An 18,057-nucleotide genomic window follows, 5' to 3' on the forward strand; every position below is an offset into this window, starting at 1 on the left:
CGAAGGCACGCCGTTCATCGGCCTGCTGTACGCGGGGCTGATCCTCACCGACACCGGTGTCAAGGTGATCGAATTCAACGCCCGGTTCGGCGACCCCGAGACCCAGGTGGTCCTGCCGCGCCTGGTCCACCCGCTGCCGGAGCTGCGGCTGGCCGCCGCCCCGGGGCGCCTCGCGGCCCCCCCGCGCCCCGGCGCCCCGCGCCCGGGTGCCCCGCGTCCCGGCGGTGCCGGTCGTCCCGGTGGCGGCGGTCGTCCCGGCGCGCCGTTCCAGCAGCGTCCCGGCGGTCCCGGTCGTCCCGGCGGTGCCGGTGGCGGCGCAGGCGCGCCCGGCGGTTTCCAGCGTCCGGGCGGCGGCTTCGCCGGTCGCCCCGGTGGTGGCGGCGGCCGTGGCCGCGGTCCCGGCGGTGGGACCGCAGGCGCCTTCGGCAAGGGTGGCGGCAAGTCCAAGCAGCGCAAGTCGCGCAGGGCGAAGCGGCAGGAATTCGAGATGCGGGATGCCCCGCAGGTCGGTGGCGTCAGCGTCCAGAAGGGCAACGGCGAGATCATCCGCCTTCGCCGCGGCGCGTCGATCTCGGACTTCGCCGACAAGCTCGAGGCGATCCGCGGCTACACGGTTCAGCCGGGCACGCTCGTGACCATCCTGTTCAACCTGGGCGAGATGGCGACGGCGACCGAGTCGCTGGACGAGGCCACCTTCGAGGTTCTCGGTGCCGAGCTCGGCTACAAGATCCAGATGGTCTCGCCCGAGGACGAGGACAAGGAGCTCCTCGAGGGCTTCGGACTCGACCTCGAGGCCGAGCTGGAGGCCGAGAGTGAAGACGACCTCGAGATCCGTCCTCCCGTGGTCACCGTCATGGGTCACGTCGACCACGGTAAGACGCGACTGCTGGATGCGATCCGTCAGACCAACGTGGTCGCCGGTGAGGCCGGCGGGATCACCCAGCACATCGGTGCTTACCAGGTGTGGACCGAGCACGAGGAGATCGAGCGCGCCATCACCTTCATCGACACCCCCGGTCACGAGGCGTTCACCGCCATGCGTGCCCGTGGTGCGCAGGTCACCGACCTGGCGATCCTCGTGGTCGCCGCCGACGACGGCATCATGCCCCAGACGGTGGAGGCGCTCAACCACGCCCAGGCGGCCAACGTGCCGATCGTGGTCGCGGTGAACAAGGTCGACAAGCCCGACGCCAACCCCGGCAAGGTGCGCCAGCAGCTCACCGAGTACGGACTGGTCGCCGAGGAGTACGGCGGCGACGTGATGTTCGTGGATGTGTCGGCCCGGCAGGGCACCGGCATCCAGGAGCTCCTGGACGCCGTGCTGCTCACCGCAGACGCGGGACTCGACCTGACGGCCAACCCCAACAAGGCGGCTCGCGGTGTCGCGATCGAGGCGAAGCTCGACAAGGGCCGCGGCTCGGTGGCGACGGTCCTCATCCAGTCCGGTACGCTCCGCGTCGGCGACGCGATCGTGGCGGGAACGGCCTACGGCCGCGTCCGTGCGATGGTCGACGAGAACGGCGATGCCGTCGAGGAGGCCTACCCCTCGCGTCCGGTCCAGGTTCAGGGTCTGAACTCGGTGCCCCGCGCCGGTGACGTCTTCATCGTCACGGAAGAGGATCGCACCGCCCGTCAGATCGCTGAGAAGCGCGAGGCCGCCGAGCGCAACGCCCAGCTGGCCAAGGCCCGCAAGCGCATCTCGCTCGAAGACTTCACCCGGGCTCTCGAAGAGGGCAAGGTCGAGTCGCTCAACCTCATCATCAAGGGTGACGTGTCGGGTGCCGTCGAGGCGCTCGAGGAGTCGCTGCTCAAGATCGAGGTGGACGATTCGGTGCAGCTGCGCATCATCCATCGCGGTGTGGGTGCGGTGACGGAGTCCGACATCAACCTGGCGACGATCGACAACGCGATCGTGATCGGATTCAACGTCCGGCCCGACACGAAGGCGCGCGAACGCGCCTCCCGCGAGGGCGTGGACGTCCGGTTCTATTCCGTCATCTACAACGCGATCGACGACGTCGAGCAGTCCCTCAAGGGTCTGCTCAAGCCGGAGTTCGAAGAGGTCCAGTCGGGTGTCGCCGAGATCCGCGAGGTGTTCCGCTCCTCGAAGTTCGGCAACATCGCCGGTGTCATCGTCCGCTCGGGCACGATCACGCGCAACGCCAAGGCGCGGGTCATCCGCGACGGTGTCGTGCTCGCCGACGGCCTGGCCATCGAATCGCTGCGTCGCTTCAAGGACGACGTCACCGAGGTCCGGACGGACTTCGAGTGCGGTATCGGTCTGGGCAAGTTCAACGACATCCAGATCGGTGACGAGATCGAGACGACCGAGATGATCGAGAAGCCTCGCGGCTGATCGCCCACGGTGAGGGACGCCTGCGGGCGTCCCTCACCTGTCGAAAGGAACTGTCATGGCCAGCGAACGTCAGGCCCGTCTGGGTGACCGCATCCGCGTCATCCTCGCCGAGCGGCTCGAGAAGGGTCTTCGCGACCCCCGTCTGGGCTTCGTCACGATCACGGATGTGCGCGTGACGGGGGACCTTCAGCACGCCTCCGTCTTCTACACCGTGCTCGGCTCCGAGGAGGAGCGCATCGCCTCGGGCGAGGCGCTGACCTCGGCGACCGGGATGCTGCGCTCCGAAGTCGGTCGTCATCTCAACGTGCGGCTCACCCCGACTCTGGAGTTCATCCCCGACGGTATCCCCGAGAACGCGGGGCACATCGCCGATCTCCTGCGCGAGGCGCGGGAGCGCGATGCCGAGGTGGCGGGTCTTGCCGCGTCGGCGGCGTACGCCGGCGACGCCGACCCGTACGTCAAGCCCAAGGACGACGAGGAGGACTGACCTCCGGTCACTCCTCCTGCACGCGCCGAGCGAGGTCTCGTCCCCACGCCCGAGCACGGTCGGTCTCGCCGTCGACGAGCGGGCCCTCCATGTCGGCGACGTAGAAGCTGCGGCTCGACAGCACGCGCAGGTGGTGACGACGCGCTTCGTGTGCGGCGGCCTTCGCGGCCGACCCGGGGATCCACTTCTGGGCGGCGTGGGTGTCGAACGTGGCGACGGCGGCGCTCGACCGCGACTCGGGAAGGCGTTCGAGCCAGTCCCGCAGACCGCTCGTCGGGTGCTCGGCGCCCCGCGCGACCGCGTCACGTCGGGTGGTCTCGCGCGACATCGAGAACGCGTGCGTGGGGCCTCCCGCCACGACCAGTCCGAGGTCGGCCGCGATGCCGTCCGGCGCGTCGTCGACGCTGCGGACGTCGACCTCCATCGTCTCGGCCAGCCCTGACGCGATCGCGTCGGCGACCGCGCGGGTGTTCCCGAACATCGACTCGAAGACCACGAGAGCTCTCATGGCCCGAGGGTACGGCGGTGCGGTGACGAGGGGCAGGGTCCAAGGTCACACGGGAAGTCGCAGCATCCCCTCGAACGTCTCCGCGAGCCCGTCGGCGATGAGCGAGTCGATCGCGCGATCGCGCTGCAGCGGGTCCGGCCAGGGACGGGCCACGTCGACGATCGGGACCGTGTGGCCCGGGGCGTCGCGAAGCTGCCGGAGCACCGCGCCCCGCGCCTGCCGGTCGCTCCCCTCGTAGCGCGCCTGCCGTCGCCGCTCATCGCCGGTGTCGGGGTAGCCCGCGGTACGCCACGCGCATGCGTCGGCGATAGGGCAGGCGCCGCATCTGGGCGCCCGCGAGACGCACACCACCGCACCGAGCTCCATGGTGCCGGCATTGACGACGACGGACTCGGCGACGCTGTGGGGGAGGAGCGCCGCCATCGCCGAGAGGTCGCGCTTGGCGGGAGGACCGGGCTGGCTGCGACCCTCGACGGCGCGGGCCAGCACCCGCCGGGTGTTCGTGTCGACCACCGGGTGCCGCTCGCCGTACGCGAAGACGGCCACGGCGCGCGCGGTGTAGTCGCCGATGCCCGTGAGCGCCAGCAGGTCGTCGATGTCGCGGGGGACGATCCCGGCGTGCCGGTCTCGGATCTCTCCCGCGGCGCGATGAAGCCACAGGGCGCGACGGGGGTAGCCGAGGTTGGCCCACCGGCGGACCGCGTCGGCGGGCGAGGCGCCGGCCAGCGCCGTCGGAGTGGGCCATTCTTCGAGCCACGACTCGAGATGGGGGATCACCCGGGCGACCGGGGTCTGCTGCAGCATGAACTCGCTCACCAGGACGCCCCACGCCCCGAAATAGGGATGCCGCCACGGCAGGTCTCGGGCGTTCGCGCGGTACCACTCGGCGATCGGCGCGGCGAGGTCGGGCATCCGTCCAGCGTACGGCCGGGCAGGCGGCGATCGGCCCGGGAGGAGCCGTAGGCTGGTTCGGTGTTGTCCGGCATCCTCCTCGTAGACAAGCCCGGAGGCGTCACCTCCCACGACGTCGTGGCGCGGGCGCGCCGGGCTCTGGGGACGCGCAAGATCGGCCATGCCGGAACCCTCGATCCGATGGCGACCGGTCTGCTCGTGCTGGGCGTCGAGGCTGCCACGAGGCTGCTGACCTACATCGTCGGGCTCGACAAGACGTACGAGGCGACCATCCGGCTGGGTGTCGCCACCGACACCGACGACGCGGACGGGCAGGTCGTGAGCTCCGCGGACGCCGCGACGGTGCCCTCCGCAGCCATCGGGGCGGGCATCGCGGCGCTGACCGGCCGCATCTCGCAGGTGCCCAGCTCCTTCTCCGCCATCAAGGTCGATGGGCGGCGCGCCTACGACCTGGCCCGAGCGGGGGAGCAGGTCGAACTGAAGGCACGCGAGGTGACGGTCTCGCGGTTCGACGTGCGCGACGAGCGGCGTGGCGATCGGCATGTCGACCTGGACGTCGTCATCGACTGCACGAGCGGCACGTACATCCGTTCACTGGCGCGGGACCTGGGGGCCTCGCTCGGCGTGGGCGGGCACCTGACGGCCCTGCGGCGTACGCGAATCGGCCCGTTTTCGGTCGCCGCGGCAGCGGCCGTCGATGAGCTCGATGCAGCGGAGCGGCTGAGCCCCCCCGAGGTCGCGGCCGCCGTGCTCGGACGGTTGGAGGTGACCGCCTCCGAGGCCCGAGACCTGCGGCACGGGAAGCGCCTCGTCGGCGCCGCGGCACGGCTGGTGGCGAGCCCCAGCGCCGCTGTCGGGCCCGACGGCTCGCTCGTCGGCGTCGTCGAGCGCCGGGGGGACGACGTCAAGAGTGCGATGAACATGCCCGAGGAGCCCCGATGATCCTGTGGTTCAGCCTGGCGCAGGTCGCGGTCGCCGTCGCCGCGGGCCTGTTCGCGATCGTCGCGGGACTGGCCAGACGCCGCCCGAGCGACCTGAGCGTGGGCGGTCTGGCACTCGTCGAGGTGCTGCTGGTCGTCCAGATCGTGGTGGCGATCATCGCACCGCTCGTGGGGAACCCGCCGTCGGGCAGTGCGCTGGAGTTCTGGGTCTACCTGGTCTCCGCAGCGCTCCTGCCTCCCGGCGCGGTCCTGTGGGCGCTCCTCGAACGCAGCCGCTGGAGCACGGTGATCATGGGGATCGCCGCGCTCGCGGTGGCGGTCATGGTGTGGCGCATGCACGTCATCTGGACCGTGCAGATCGCCTAGGGATCAGCGCTTCACGAGATAGGCGGAGTGTACCCAGCCGGTCTTGCCCTGGTAGGTGATCTTCCGCCAGACGCCGTTGCTGGCCTGGATCCCGCCGACGTTGGCGCCCCTGGGGATCAGCGTGACGATCCTGCCGGTCATGGATGCCGTCGCTCGCAGGTTGAGGCCGGCGGACGTCTTGTACGTGGTGGGGCTCGCCACCGGCGCAGCGGACGAGGTGGATGAGGGCGTGAGGTAGGCGGAGTGGACCCAGCCGGTCTTGCCCTGGTAGGAGACCTTCCTCCAGACGCCGCTGCTGGCCAGGACGCTGCCGACGCTTGCGCTCCTGGGGATGAGAGCGACGATTCTGCCGGTCGACGATGCCGTGGCGCGGAGGTTCAGGCCCGCGGTCGTCTTGTATGTCGTCTTCGGGGCCGGAGCCGACGCGGGCGGCGTGGTGCCTGCGGGTGCCAGGTAGGCGGAGTGGACCCAGCCGGTCTTGCCCTGGTAGGTGATCTTCCGCCAGAGGCCGTTCGTCGCCAGGACGCTGCCGACGCTTGCGCTCCTGGGGATGAGAGCGACGATTCTGCCGGTCATCGATGCCGTGGCGCGGAGGTTGAGGCCGGCGGTCGTCTGGTATGTGGTCGGCTTCGGCGCGGGGGCGGGCGCGGGTGCCGGAGCGGGTGTCGGTGTCGGCGTGGGCTTGGGTGTCGGCGTCGGAGTGGGTGTCGGCGTCGGAGTGGGTGTCGGCGTCGGAGTCGGAGTGGGTGTCGGCGTCGGGGTGATCGCCGCGCCGTCCGCCGGTGCGAGATAGGCGGAGTGGACCCAGCCGGTCTTGTCCTGGTAGGCGACCTTCCGCCACTCGCCGCTGGTGGCCTGGATGCTGCCGACGTTCGCGTGCTGGGGGATGAGGGTCAGGACGGTGCCCGTCATCGATGCCGTGGCGCGGAGGTTGAGGCCGGCGGTCGTCGTGTACGTCGGGGATCCCGCAGGAACCGGCGTCGGCGTCGGCGCCGGCGTGGGCGTCGGCGTCGGGGTCGGAGTGGGCGTGGGCGTCGGAGTGGGCGTCGGCGGCACATACGGCTTGTTCGGCGAGACGTATCCCGACGAGACCCAGCCCGACTCCGCACCGATCTTCACCGGGATGAACCCCGAGGTGATCTGGCCGGGAACGTGCACCATGGCCGTCGCCTTGGGAAGCAGTCGCTTGACCGTCGACGACAGAGACGGCGCGGTGCGGAAGTTGACGTTCGCGGTCGCGTAGTACGTGCACGTCGACGGGGTCGGGCGCGCCGTGATCGACGATGCCGAGGCGTACACGTCGACGCCGCGAGCTGAGAGGAAGCTCGCCGGGTTCTGTGCCACGGCCCCGCCCCCGGCGACGGCCTTCCACAGCTCCAGATGCAGGTGGTTGCCCGTCGAGCCGCCGCTGGTGCCGACCTCGCTGATCCGCTGACCCGCTTTGACCGTCTGGCCGACCTTCACTTGGGTCGTGGCCGACCATACGTGCATGTACATCGATGTGTACTCGGCTCCGGCGATGTTGTGCCGGACCGCGATGTAGCCGACCCGGGACGTCGTGCCGCTGACGGTGGCGGTGACGATGCCGTCGGCGATGGCGTAGATCGGCGCGCCGCCCTTCGCCGCCAGATCGGTGCCGAGGTGGTAGGTGGATGCGCCGGGCAGCGGAATGCACCGGGGCCCGAAGTGCGAGCTGATCGTGTACGTCTTGGCGCTCACGGGGTGGCGGAACGACGTCGCCAGCGGAGGGGTGGCCATCGGCGCGACGGCGGACGGCGCGGCTCCCGCGACGGTCGTCGGCGTGGGGGCCGCCAGTGCGGCGGCCGGAGTGAGGCCGCCCGCGATGAGGGCTGCGGCGGTGGCACCGGAGATGAGCAGGGAGCGGATCGATCGCATGAGGAGCACTTCGCGGAGAGGAACGGACAGGGATGCGGTCGGGAGCCGTCTGTGAATATTGACACTTCGCGGTGTGTCTGTCTACTCCTGGGGTGCATGTGATCTATGTGACTGGCGCTTCTGCCGCCCCGCGAACGCGGAACTAGGATGGAAACGCCATGACACCCCCCGATCGCCCTCGCCGTCGCATGACCGGAATCGGCCGCGTTCTCGTGATCGTCTACGCGATCATGGCGCTCGCCGCCAGCGGCCGTTCGTTCGTCCAGATCGCCGAGCGCTTCGATGAGGCGCCGCTGGCGTACTCGCTGTCCGCGGTGTCCGCGGTGGTCTATCTTCTGGCCACGCTCGCGCTCGTCCTGGCCGGTCGGCCGGCGTGGTACGCAGTGGCGTGGGTGGCCGTCGGCTTCGAGTTGGTCGGCGTCCTGGTGATCGGCGCGCTGTCGTTCGTGCTGCCCGACCTGTTCGCCCACCCCACCGTATGGTCGTGGTTCGGGCTGGGCTACCTGTTCGTTCCGCTCGTGCTGCCGTTCTTCGGGCTGTGGTGGCTCATCGTCCACCGCCCCGCGCCCGCCCAGGCGGTTCCGGCGACGGTGGCCGCATGATCGTCTTCCACGATCCGGCCGCGATCCCCGACGGGTTCGGTCCATCGGTCGTCGCGATCGGCAAGTTCGACGGTGTCCACACCGGACACCGCGCGGTCATCGACCGGGCCCGGGTGGATGCCGCCACCGGCGGGGCCGCGGTCGTCGCCGTCACCTTCGACCGCAACCCGCTGGCCCTGCTGCGCCCGGAGATCTGTCCCGACAGCCTCATCGGCGTCCACCAGAAGATCGCCCTGCTGGCCGACGCCGGCGTCGACGCCGCACTCGTCCTGCGGTTCGACGAAGAACTCGCGGCGCTGTCGCCGCGCGCATTCGTCGAGCACGTGCTCGCCGATCGCCTCGGCGCGCAGGTCGTGCTCGTGGGTGCCGACTTCCGCTTCGGCCGGGGTGGTGCGGGCACCCCTGCCACGCTGGCGGAACTGGGTGCCGAGTTCGGCTTCGACGTCCAGGTGGTCGGCGACGTGCGGGCCATCGACGGCGATCGTCGCGTCTCGTCGACCTGGATACGCGAGCTGCTGTCGGCCGGCGACGTGGAGACCGCGTCCAAGCTCCTCGGCCGGCTGCCCTCGGTGTGGGGGGAGGTCGTCCACGGTCTCAAGCGCGGACGGGAGCTCGGCTTTCCGACGGCCAACCTCTCGAGCGGCCTCGAGGGCTTCGTGCCCGCCGAGGGTGTCTACGCAGGCTGGCTGGTGGACGAGGGTCACGGCGCTCCCGATCCGGCCGCGACCGCGCGTCGCAGCATCCGCTACCCGGCCGCGATCAGCATCGGGAACAATCCCACCTTCGGCGACGTCGCCGCGCGGCAGGTCGAGGCCTACGTGCTCGACGAAACAGACCTCGACCTCTACGGGCACCGCGTCGAAGTCCAGTTCGCCGCGCGCATCCGCGGCATGGTGGCGTTCGAGGGCATCGACCCGCTCATCGCGCAGATGACCGACGACGTCGTTCGCGTGCGCGCCGCCCTGGGCTGAGCGCGGCCGTGTCGGCGTAGACCCCGGCCACCGGTCGGCTTACGATCGAGCGTGCGGCCGGCGGCATCCGACGGCTGTGGAACGAGGGAGTTCATGACGCGCACCGATCTGCAGACGCTTCCCGAGCGGGCGGTCCAGCTGCTGGGCGGCGAGCCCGACGACACGACGCTGCGCCGCTACCTGCACGGGCTGCCCGGGGTGGACGCGGTCGGGCTGGAACAGCGTGCCGGCGACCTCGGCACCCGCTCGATCAAGACCACGTCCAAGGCGTGGGCGCTCGACACCGTCATCCGCCTCATCGACCTCACGACCCTCGAGGGGGCCGATACGCCCGGGAAGGTTCGCTCCCTCGTCGCCAAGGCGCTGACGCCGGATGCCGCAGACCCCGCGTGCCCGCGCGTGGCGGCGGTGTGCGTGTACGGCGACATGGTGCCGTACGCCGTGGACGCGCTCGGCGAGGCGCACGGCGACCCTGACGACGGCCTGGTGAGCGTCGCCGCCGTCGCGACGGCCTTCCCCAGCGGTCGCGCGTCCTTGGCGATCAAGCTCGCCGACACCGCCGAGGCGGTGGCTGCGGGCGCCGACGAGATCGACATGGTCATCGACCGCGGTGCCTTCCTCTCGGGTCACTACGGGACCGTCTTCGATCAGATCGCGCGGGTCAAGCGGGCGTGCCGCCGCGAGGACGGGTCCTCGGCGTCGCTGAAGGTGATCCTCGAGACCGGTGAGCTCGCCACCTACGACAACATCAAGCGCGCCTCGTGGCTGGCGATCCTCGCCGGTGCGGACTTCATCAAGACCTCCACGGGCAAGGTGCAGCCCGCCGCGACCCTCCCCACGACCCTCCTGATGCTCGAGGTGGTGCGCGACTGGTACCGGGCCACCGGTGAACGTGTCGGGGTCAAACCCGCCGGGGGCATCCGCACGGCGAAGGACGCGATCAAGTACGTCGTGACAGTCGCCGAGATCGCGGGGGAGGAGTGGCTGCAGCCGCACCTGTTCCGCTTCGGCGCCTCGAGCCTGCTCAACGACGTCCTCCGCCAGCGTCAGAAGATCGGGTCGGGCCACTACACCGGAACCGACTACGTCACCGTCGACTGATGTCGGCCCCACCGTCGCACCGACACCGACCAAGGAGCCACCGATGAGCTTTCTCGAGTACGCCCCCGCGCCCGAGTCCCGGGCGATCCTGAACCTCCGCGACGAGTACGGGCTGTTCATCGACGGCGAGTTCCGTCCCGGCACCGGCGCGACGTTCGACACGATCTCGCCCGCCGACGAATCGCGCATCGCGACCATCGCCTCGGCCTCCGACGCCGACGTCGACACCGCCGTCGCGGCCGCTCGTCGCGCCTACGCCAAGGTCTGGTCGACGATGAGCGGGCGCGACCGGGGCAAGTACCTCTTCCGCATCGCGCGGCTGGTGCAGGAGCGAGCCCGCGAGCTCGCGGTCGCCGAGAGCCTCGACAACGGCAAGCCGATCAAAGAGAGCCGAGACGTGGATGTCCCGCTCGTGGCGGCGTGGTTCTTCTACTACGCGGGATGGGCCGACAAGCTCGACCACGCCGGGCTGGGCCCGGCGCCACGAGCGCTGGGCGTGGCCGGACAGGTCATCCCGTGGAACTTCCCGCTGCTGATGCTGGCCTGGAAGATCGCGCCGGCGCTGGCGGCGGGCAACACCCTGGTCATCAAGCCCGCCGAGACGACGCCGCTGACGGCGCTGCTGTTCGCAGAGATCCTGCAGCAGGCCGACCTGCCCCCCGGCGTGGTCAACATCATCACCGGAGCGGGCGCCACGGGCGCGGCGCTGGTGCGCCACCCCGACATCGACAAGGTGGCCTTCACCGGGTCGACCGCTGTGGGACGCGAGATCGCCAAGGCGGTCGCGGGCACCGAGAAGAAGGTGACGCTCGAGCTCGGCGGCAAGGCCGCCAACATCATCTTCGAGGACGCCCCGATCGAGCAGGCGGTCGACGGCATCGTCACGGGCATCTTCTTCAACCAGGGTCAGGTGTGCTGCGCCGGCAGTCGCCTGCTCGTGCAGGAGGCCATCCACGACGAGGTGGTCGACCGCCTGAAGGCGCGCCTGTCGACCCTCCGGCTGGGTGACCCGCTGGACAAGAACACCGATATCGGCGCGATCAACTCCGCCGAGCAGCTGGCGCGCGTGCGCGAGCTCAGCCGCATCGGCGACGAAGAGGGAGCCGAACGGTGGACCGCGGACTGCGCGATCCCCGACCGCGGCTTCTGGTTCGCGCCCACGGTGTTCACCAACGTGCAGACGAGTCATCGGATCGCGCGGGACGAGATCTTCGGTCCGGTGCTGTCGGTGCTCACCTTCCGGACGCCCGCCGAAGCCATCGAGAAGGCGAACAACACCCCCTACGGACTCTCGGCGGGGATCTGGACCGAGAAGGGCTCTCGCATCCTGGCGGTCGCCGACCGTCTGCGGGCGGGAGTGGTGTGGGCCAACACCTTCAACCGCTTCGATCCGTCGAGCCCGTTCGGCGGCTACAAGGAGTCCGGCTACGGGCGCGAAGGAGGCCGGCACGGTCTCGCGGCCTACCTGAAAGGAGGGGCGGCATGAGCGCCCGATTGAGCGTCCCCAAGACGTACAAGCTGTTCATCGGCGGTGCCTTTCCGCGCAGTGAATCCGGCCGGACCTACCCGGTGACCGCCGCGAAGGGCGACTTCCTGGCGAACGCCTCGCGCGCATCCCGCAAGGACGCCAGGGATGCCGTCGCGGCGGCGGTGGGCGCGGTGAAGGGGTGGTCGGCGGCCACCGCCTACAACCGCGGGCAGGTGCTGTACCGGGTTGCCGAGCTGCTCGAGGGTCGACGCGCGCAGTTCGTCGACGAGATCCGCGTGCTGACCGGGGCCGGCGCCGGAGCCGCCTCAGCCGAGGTCGACGAGGCGATCGACCGGTGGGTCTGGTACGCCGGCTGGTGCGACAAGTTCGCGCAGGTCGCCGGCAACGGCAACCCGGTGGCGGGCCCGTACTTCAACATCTCGGTGCCCGAGCCGACCGGTGTGGTCGGCGTCATCGCACCGCAGGACACGGCACTGCTCGGCCTCGTGTCGGCCGTGGCACCCGCGCTCGTGGCAGGCAACACCGTCGTGGCCATCGCATCGGAGCGCTACCCGCTCTCGGCGGTCAGTCTCGCCGAGGTGCTCGCGACCAGCGATGTCCCGGCCGGTGTCGTCAACGTCCTCACCGGATCGCCCGCGGAGATCGCTCCGTGGCTGGCCTCTCATCCCGACGTCCACGCGCTGGACCTCGTCGGAGCCGGCGACCTCGACTGGGTCGACCTGCAGATCGCCGCCGCCCAGACCCTCACCCGGGTGCTCCCGCCCGAGAACGGGAAGGATGCCGCGGCCCCGCGGCTCGACCGCATCACCGCCTTCACCGAGACCAAGACGGTGTGGCACCCCAAGAGCCTCGTCTGACCGGTCGCGGTCACCGGTCTGCGGTCAGCGGGCCGGTACTGTCGACGCCGCGCCCCGGATGCCGAGGAACGAAGCGACGCCGCCGAGGGCCATGAGGACCGCGGTCGCGATCGCGGCACGGTGGAAGCCCTCGAGGTCGAGCTCGCCCCCGACGATGGTCGCGAGGGCGGCGATCACGATGAGCCCGGCGATACGGCTGACGGCGTTGTTGACGGCCGAGGCGATCCCCGAGCGCTCCGGCTCGATCGCACCCAGGATGGCGGACGTCAGCGGCGAGACGGTCAGGCTCAGACCCAGCCCGAACACCACCGTGCCGGGCAGGACCTGCGTCCAGTACGAGAAGTCCGGCGACACCGCCAGGAGCATCAGCGCGCCGACCGCCATCACGAGCGGCCCGACGGTCATGAACAGTCGCGGGCCGCGACGACCGGCGAGTGTGCCGACCCGTTCGCTCAGAAGCACCAGGAGGACCGTCGCCGGCAGCGACGCCAGCCCCGCAAGTGTCGCCGACAGCCCCGCACCCTGCTGCAGGTACACCCCGAGGACGAAGCCGTTCAGCGCCAGCGCCGCGTAGATGAAGGCGGTGGCGACGTTGCCCGTCCAGAAGTTCCGGGCGCGGAACAGCGACAGGGGCATCATCGGGTCCGATGCCAGGTGCTGCCGCACGAGGAATCCCGCGAAGGCCAGCATCCCCCCGACGAACGGCGCCCAGATGGCGGGGGAGGACCAGCCGAGATTGGGCTCCTCGATCAGGGCGAACACCATGCCGCCGAGACCCACCGTGCACAGCGCCGCCCCGGCCCAGTCGATGCGCGCACCGGGACGCCGGACGTCGGTCCGTCCCAGCGCCGCGAGCAGCCACAGCGTCGCGGCGATGGGCAGCACGTTGATGAGGAAGGCCAGGCGCCACGAGGCGAGGTCGACGAACGCCCCGCCGAGCACCGGACCGATCAGCATCGCCGCCGTCGTCATCGCCGTCCAGATGCCGATCGCGCGCGCCTGCGCGGCGTCGCGGAAGGTGGAGGTGATGAGGGCGAGCGAGCTCGGCACCAGGAGGGCGCCGGCGACACCCTGGACCCCGCGGGCGACGATGAGGATCTCGGGGGTGGGCGCCGCGGCGATCGCCAGGGACGCCGCGCCGAAACCCAGCAGGCCGATGCGCAGGATGCGGATGCGGCCGAACACGTCGCTGAGCGAGCCCGCGACCAGGATGAGGGCGCCGAGCGTGATCAGGTACGCGTCGACGACCCACTGCTGGGTGGCGAGCCCGCCGCCGAGCTCGTCCCGGATGGCGGGGAGGGCGACGTTCACCACCGTGCCGTCGAGGAAGGCGACGAAGGACGCAAGGATCGCGATCGCCAGCACGAGCCGCTGGTCGCGCGTCATCTGCGCCATGGCTCCACCGTAGCCCCGGCACCGAGCCGGTGGCACGCTTCCGACGACACGGAGAACGACACCGCCCGCGAAAGTAACGGAACGGTAACGACGTGTGTAGGGTGGGTGGCCACGCGTCGACGAGGACGCGCCCACCCGGAGGACACGCCCGATGCCCGACGCCGCGGACCCCGCCCGTACCCGACAGAGGATCCACGCGCTCGCCGTCGTGTGCGTCCTCGCCGTCGCCAGTGCCGTGATCGCCGTGCTGGGCGTGAGCCCGGCGCGGGTGAGCGCGACCGAGGCGCTGGGGGACGAGCGCACACCTGGGGACGCCGCGTTCATCGCCGGTCATCGCGGCGGCGCGACGTCGGCGCCCGAGAACACGCTCGCCGCCGTGTCGTACGCGCTCTCGCACGGCTTCGACTACGTCGAGGTCGACGTCGCGCTCACCGCCGACCGCCACCCCGTGCTCATGCACGATGCGCGGGTCGACCGCACCACCGATGGGAGCGGGCTGCTGTCGGACCTCACGCTCGATCAGGTGCGAGGCCTCGACGCCGGAGGCTGGTTCGCGCCTGAGTTCGCCGGCACGCTCGTGCCCACGGCCGGCGAGTTCCTCGATCTCCTCGCGGCCGAGGACGGTCGCGCCATCATCGAGCTGAAGGGGGCGTGGGACGAGTCGTCCATCGCCGCACTCGTCGAGCTCATCGCCGATCGCGGCCTCGAGCGTCGCATCACCCTGGGGAGCTTCGACGCCGCCGTACTCGCTCTGGCTGCCGCCGAGTCCGACGTGGTGGCGCGCCTGCTCATCCTGCGACACCTGCCCGACGACGTCGTCCGCGCCGCGCAGGAGGCGGGAGTGCGCGGGCTGATCGCCGAGCGTCGTGCCGTCCTCGACCGTCCATCCGTCGTCGACGAGCTGCACGCGGCCGGCATCCGGATCGTCGTGTACACGCTCAACGACGACACGCAGTGGGGCGAGGTGACCGACCTCGGTGTGGACGGCATCGTCACCGACGATCCCGCAACGCTGGCCGATTGGCAGCAGGCGAACGCACAGGGTCGCTGACACGCCGCCGCGGCGCGCGCGACTCGCGCGGCATCGTCCGATAGCGTCGACAGCGACACCGACCGGGGGGATCCATGCGCGCCGCACCACGACTCGTCCTGCTGTCGACGGCGGCCGCCCTGGTCTGCGTCGTCATGACCGGATGCCGCGCCGAACCGGCGCCGACGGCATCCCCCGGGACGCCCGAACCCACCCCGAGCATCACGCAGCCGACGACGGGACCGTCGCCGTCTCCGATCGAGACGAACCTCCCGCAGTCGATCGAGCTGCCGAGCAGCTGCGAGGACATCTACTCCGACCAGATGCTCGCGGCGCTCGAGGAGCAGAACCCGCCCCTGAACGACCCGGGCGTGACGATGCTGCCGACCGAGAACGCCGACCTGCTCGAGATCCTCGAGTCGGGCGCTCCGACGCTGCGCTGCACGTGGGGTCAGCCGAGCGAGTTCGGGCTCGCCACCAACGTCACCCTCGTCGACGAGGAGCAGGGGGCCGGCGTGCTGGAGTCGCTGCGTGCCGCCGGTTTCGGCTGCGAGGATGTCGCGGCGGGAGAGTCGTGCGAGATCGAGCAGCGCGGCGTGACGTTCGATGACGTCGAGTACGTCCGCGGCGAGACCCACGTCGTCGGCGACGGCGCATGGGTGGCGACGGCGTGGATCAATTTCCATCCCGACGGCTACTCGACCGACATCGCAGCACAGCTCTGGCCGTGACGAGCGCCCTTTCGCGCTAGACTGGCCCGCGGAGACGCCCTCCCCGACGTCGCGGCTCGCAGAAGCGAGTGCCAGCGGCAGGAGTCGGCGGCATCCGAACCCCGCGTTCGTGACGGCGCACGCGCCGCCCGCGGGAGCACGCTGCACGCACCGATCGGCCGTCCTGACGGACGATTCGGCACATACGCTCAGGAGGAGCATGCCGACCACGGCACCTGCCGCTCAGAACGGCAACACCCGTCAGCGCCGCAAGCCCTCATCGGCTCGCCGCGACGACGAGGCCCCCATCATCCCGATCCTCGCCCGCAAGGTGCGCGAGGTCGAGGCCAAGGCCCAGCGCGGCAAGCTCGGGCCCACCAACCGCGTGAAGTTCCAGGTGATCGCCTTCCTCGTCCGCGAGGAGCGCGCCCGCGTCAAGGTCGACACGGCGATCCCCGACTCCGCGCGGCCCGAGCTGCTCAAGCGGCTGGACGGCGTCGCGACCATCCTCGCCAAGACCGCTGCCCGCGACACGTCGCTGATCCAGCTTCTCGAGGTCGACCAGGCCGCGTCGCCGGTGGCGCGGCGCATGCGACGCGACTGGCTGCTCGAGTCCGGCGCCGACCTGCCGCCGGACGAGCTCATCATCACCGACGTCGCTCCCGCGCCCGCCACCGTGGTCCCGCCCGCCCTGGCCGAGCGCCAGGTCGTGCCCGCCGCCATCGAGTCGCGGCAGCTGGCGAACCCGTTCCTCGCCCCCGACCTGTCGCTGCGCGCCCCGAAGGACACGCCGCGCCGACGGCTGGACGGCTGGGAGCTCATGGGGCCGCTGTACAAGGCGTTCGAGACCGGCGCCGGCGGCGGCGCGGCGACGATGGACCTTCCGCAGGTGCCGGAGTTCGACCACGTCTCGCCCAAGGGGCTCGAGATCATGCCGCACCAGTCGCGGTTCGTCGAGGCCGTCCGCGACGGTCACCGCTCGTTCCTGCTGGCGGACGAGCCCGGACTCGGCAAGACCGCGGAATCCGTGCTCGCGGCATCCGTGGCCGGCGCCTACCCGCTGCTGGCCGTGGTTCCCAACGTGGTGAAGATGAACTGGGCCCGCGAGGTCCAGCGCTGGACGCCGCACCGGCGCGCGACGGTCGTGCAGGGCGACGGCGAAGACATCGACGCGTTCGCGGACGTCTTCATCGTCAACTACGAGATCCTCGACCGTCACCTGTCCTGGCTCGGCTCGATCGGCCTGCGGGGCATGGTGGTCGACGAGGCGCACTTCATCAAGAACCTCACGTCGCAGCGCTCGCGCAACGTCCTGGCCCTCGCCGGTCGCATCCGCGAGCAGGTCCGGGATCCGCTCATGCTCGCGCTGACCGGGACGCCGCTCATCAACGACGTCGAGGACTTCGACGCCATCTGGCGCTTCCTCGGGTGGACCAACGGCGAGAAGCCCGGTCCGGCGCTCATGGAGAAGCTGGACGAGACCGGGTTCACCCCCGCCGACAAGGCCTTCTATCCGGCTGCGCGCGACGCGGTGATCTCGATGGGCATCGTCCGCCGCAAGAAGAAGGACGTCGCCGCCGATCTGCCCGACAAGCTCATCGCCGACCTGCCGGTCGAGCTCGATGACGAGTTCGGCCGCTCGATCCGCCAGGCCGAGCGGGATCTGGCCGATCGCCTCGCCGCCCGGTACCGCCGGATCATCGACGCGCGCGGCGACCGCGGGCTCGCTCCCGGCGAGGTCGACGCCGACATCGTCCGCCTCGTCTCCCAGCACGAGCTCGACGAGTCCAAGGCCGCCGGCAGCGGATCCGAGAACGTCTTCACGATGGTGCGGCGCATCGGCCAGGCGAAGGCGCTCCTCGCGGCCGACTACGCCGTCCAGCTGCAGCGCTCGGTGGGCAAGGTGGTGTTCTTCGCCAAGCACATCGACGTCATGGACGCGGCCGAGGCGCACTTCGCATCGGCGGGCCTGCGCACGGTGTCGATCCGCGGCGATCAGACGACGCCCGTCCGCCAGCAGGCGATCGACGCCTTCAACAGCGATCCCGATGTCGGCATCGCCGTCTGCTCGCTCACGGCGGCGGGGGTCGGCGTGAACATGCAGGCGTCGTCCAACGTCGTGCTCGCCGAACTGTCGTGGACGGCCGCGGAGCAGACCCAGGCGATCGACCGGGTGCACCGCATCGGGCAGGACGAGCCGGTGACGGCGTGGCGGATCATCGCCGCCCACACCATCGACACCAAGATCGCCGAGCTGATCGACTCCAAGCAGGGTCTCGCGCAGCGCGCGCTCGACGGCGAGGCCGTGGATCCGCTCTCGAGCGACTCGGTGCAGCTGTCGGCACTCATGCACCTGCTCCGACGGGCCCTGGGCGCCGAGCAGTAGGCGATCGGATGCCGCAACCCGGCCGTGTGGCAGGGTGCGGCATCCGACGC

16 protein-coding genes are annotated in these 18,057 nt (G+C 70.8%); 12 read left to right on the forward strand and 4 right to left on the reverse strand.

From position 1 onward, the window contains the following. Both infB and rbfA read left to right on the forward strand, forming a co-directional pair. Nucleotides 1-2,356 (forward strand): translation initiation factor IF-2 (gene infB / locus NFR93_RS00005; protein WP_251449152.1); only part of this gene is annotated, 2,356 nt, incomplete at its 5' end. Between the two features lie 55 nt (nucleotides 2,357-2,411). After that, nucleotides 2,412-2,843 (forward strand): 30S ribosome-binding factor RbfA, encoded by a 432-nt coding sequence (gene rbfA, locus NFR93_RS00010; protein WP_251449155.1) that lies wholly within the window; start codon nucleotides 2,412-2,414, stop codon nucleotides 2,841-2,843. Nucleotides 2,844-2,850: 7 nt separating this feature from the next. On the opposite strand, the gene NFR93_RS00015 is transcribed toward rbfA, so the two are convergent. After that, nucleotides 2,851-3,351: a flavodoxin family protein gene (locus NFR93_RS00015; RefSeq protein ID WP_251449157.1), complete on the reverse strand. Its 501-nt coding sequence runs from the start codon at nucleotides 3,349-3,351 to the stop codon at nucleotides 2,851-2,853. 45 nt (nucleotides 3,352-3,396) lie between these two features. After that, the gene (locus NFR93_RS00020; protein ID WP_251449159.1) at nucleotides 3,397-4,263 is read right to left on the reverse strand and encodes an HhH-GPD family protein; all 867 of its coding nucleotides are present in this window, start codon (nucleotides 4,261-4,263) and stop codon (nucleotides 3,397-3,399) included. Between the two features lie 60 nt (nucleotides 4,264-4,323). Here NFR93_RS00020 and truB point away from each other — a divergent pair, with 60 nt between their 5' ends. Both truB and NFR93_RS00030 read left to right on the forward strand, forming a co-directional pair. Next, on the forward strand, nucleotides 4,324-5,205 hold the full coding sequence (gene truB / locus NFR93_RS00025; RefSeq protein ID WP_251449161.1) for a tRNA pseudouridine(55) synthase TruB: 882 nt from the start codon (nucleotides 4,324-4,326) through the stop codon (nucleotides 5,203-5,205). Then, nucleotides 5,202-5,570: a hypothetical protein gene (locus NFR93_RS00030; RefSeq protein ID WP_251449163.1), complete on the forward strand. Its 369-nt coding sequence runs from the start codon at nucleotides 5,202-5,204 to the stop codon at nucleotides 5,568-5,570. Before truB ends, NFR93_RS00030 begins: the two co-directional genes overlap by 4 nt. A 3-nt stretch (nucleotides 5,571-5,573) precedes the next feature. Here NFR93_RS00030 and NFR93_RS00035 read toward each other — a convergent pair whose 3' ends face one another. Next, nucleotides 5,574-7,466 carry an SH3 domain-containing protein gene (locus NFR93_RS00035; protein ID WP_251449165.1) on the reverse strand — a complete coding sequence of 631 codons (1,893 nt, stop codon included), beginning with the start codon at nucleotides 7,464-7,466 and terminating at the stop codon, nucleotides 5,574-5,576. Nucleotides 7,467-7,654: 188 nt separating this feature from the next. Here NFR93_RS00035 and NFR93_RS00040 point away from each other — a divergent pair, with 188 nt between their 5' ends. The 5 genes from NFR93_RS00040 to NFR93_RS00060 all read left to right on the forward strand — a co-directional run bounded on the left by NFR93_RS00040 (nucleotide 7,655) and on the right by NFR93_RS00060 (nucleotide 12,486). Then, nucleotides 7,655-8,068, forward strand: coding sequence for a hypothetical protein (locus NFR93_RS00040; RefSeq protein ID WP_502846264.1), 414 nt, complete (start codon nucleotides 7,655-7,657; stop codon nucleotides 8,066-8,068). After that, nucleotides 8,065-9,039, forward strand: coding sequence for a bifunctional riboflavin kinase/FAD synthetase (locus NFR93_RS00045; protein WP_251449169.1), 975 nt, complete (start codon nucleotides 8,065-8,067; stop codon nucleotides 9,037-9,039). The genes NFR93_RS00040 and NFR93_RS00045 overlap by 4 nt, the downstream gene beginning before the upstream one ends. Before the next feature lie 93 nt (nucleotides 9,040-9,132). Further along, nucleotides 9,133-10,140 (forward strand): deoxyribose-phosphate aldolase, encoded by a 1,008-nt coding sequence (gene deoC, locus NFR93_RS00050; protein ID WP_251449171.1) that lies wholly within the window; start codon nucleotides 9,133-9,135, stop codon nucleotides 10,138-10,140. Between the two features lie 43 nt (nucleotides 10,141-10,183). Beyond that, nucleotides 10,184-11,626, forward strand: a complete 1,443-nt coding sequence (locus NFR93_RS00055; protein ID WP_251449173.1) for an aldehyde dehydrogenase family protein — start codon at nucleotides 10,184-10,186, stop codon at nucleotides 11,624-11,626. Continuing rightward, nucleotides 11,623-12,486: an aldehyde dehydrogenase family protein gene (locus NFR93_RS00060; RefSeq protein ID WP_251449175.1), complete on the forward strand. Its 864-nt coding sequence runs from the start codon at nucleotides 11,623-11,625 to the stop codon at nucleotides 12,484-12,486. Before NFR93_RS00055 ends, NFR93_RS00060 begins: the two co-directional genes overlap by 4 nt. A gap of 24 nt (nucleotides 12,487-12,510) precedes the next feature. Here the strand turns inward: NFR93_RS00060 and NFR93_RS00065 are convergent, their stop codons facing one another. Continuing rightward, nucleotides 12,511-13,881, reverse strand: coding sequence for an MFS transporter (locus tag NFR93_RS00065; RefSeq protein WP_251449177.1), 1,371 nt, complete (start codon nucleotides 13,879-13,881; stop codon nucleotides 12,511-12,513). Nucleotides 13,882-14,032: 151 nt separating this feature from the next. On the opposite strand from NFR93_RS00065, the gene NFR93_RS00070 reads away from it, so the two are divergent. The 3 genes from NFR93_RS00070 to NFR93_RS00080 all read left to right on the forward strand — a co-directional run bounded on the left by NFR93_RS00070 (nucleotide 14,033) and on the right by NFR93_RS00080 (nucleotide 18,007). Then, entirely contained in the window at nucleotides 14,033-14,932 is a 900-nt protein-coding gene (locus tag NFR93_RS00070; protein ID WP_251449179.1) for a glycerophosphodiester phosphodiesterase, read from the forward strand. A gap of 74 nt (nucleotides 14,933-15,006) precedes the next feature. Continuing rightward, nucleotides 15,007-15,642: a hypothetical protein gene (locus NFR93_RS00075; protein WP_251449181.1), complete on the forward strand. Its 636-nt coding sequence runs from the start codon at nucleotides 15,007-15,009 to the stop codon at nucleotides 15,640-15,642. 199 nt (nucleotides 15,643-15,841) lie between these two features. After that, the gene (locus NFR93_RS00080) at nucleotides 15,842-18,007 is read left to right on the forward strand and encodes a DEAD/DEAH box helicase (RefSeq protein WP_251449183.1); all 2,166 of its coding nucleotides are present in this window, start codon (nucleotides 15,842-15,844) and stop codon (nucleotides 18,005-18,007) included. The last annotated feature ends 50 nt before the right edge of the window (nucleotides 18,008-18,057 follow it).

Source organism: Microbacterium sp. Marseille-Q6648 (assembly GCF_943181415.1).
Lineage (GTDB): Bacteria > Actinomycetota > Actinomycetes > Actinomycetales > Microbacteriaceae > Microbacterium.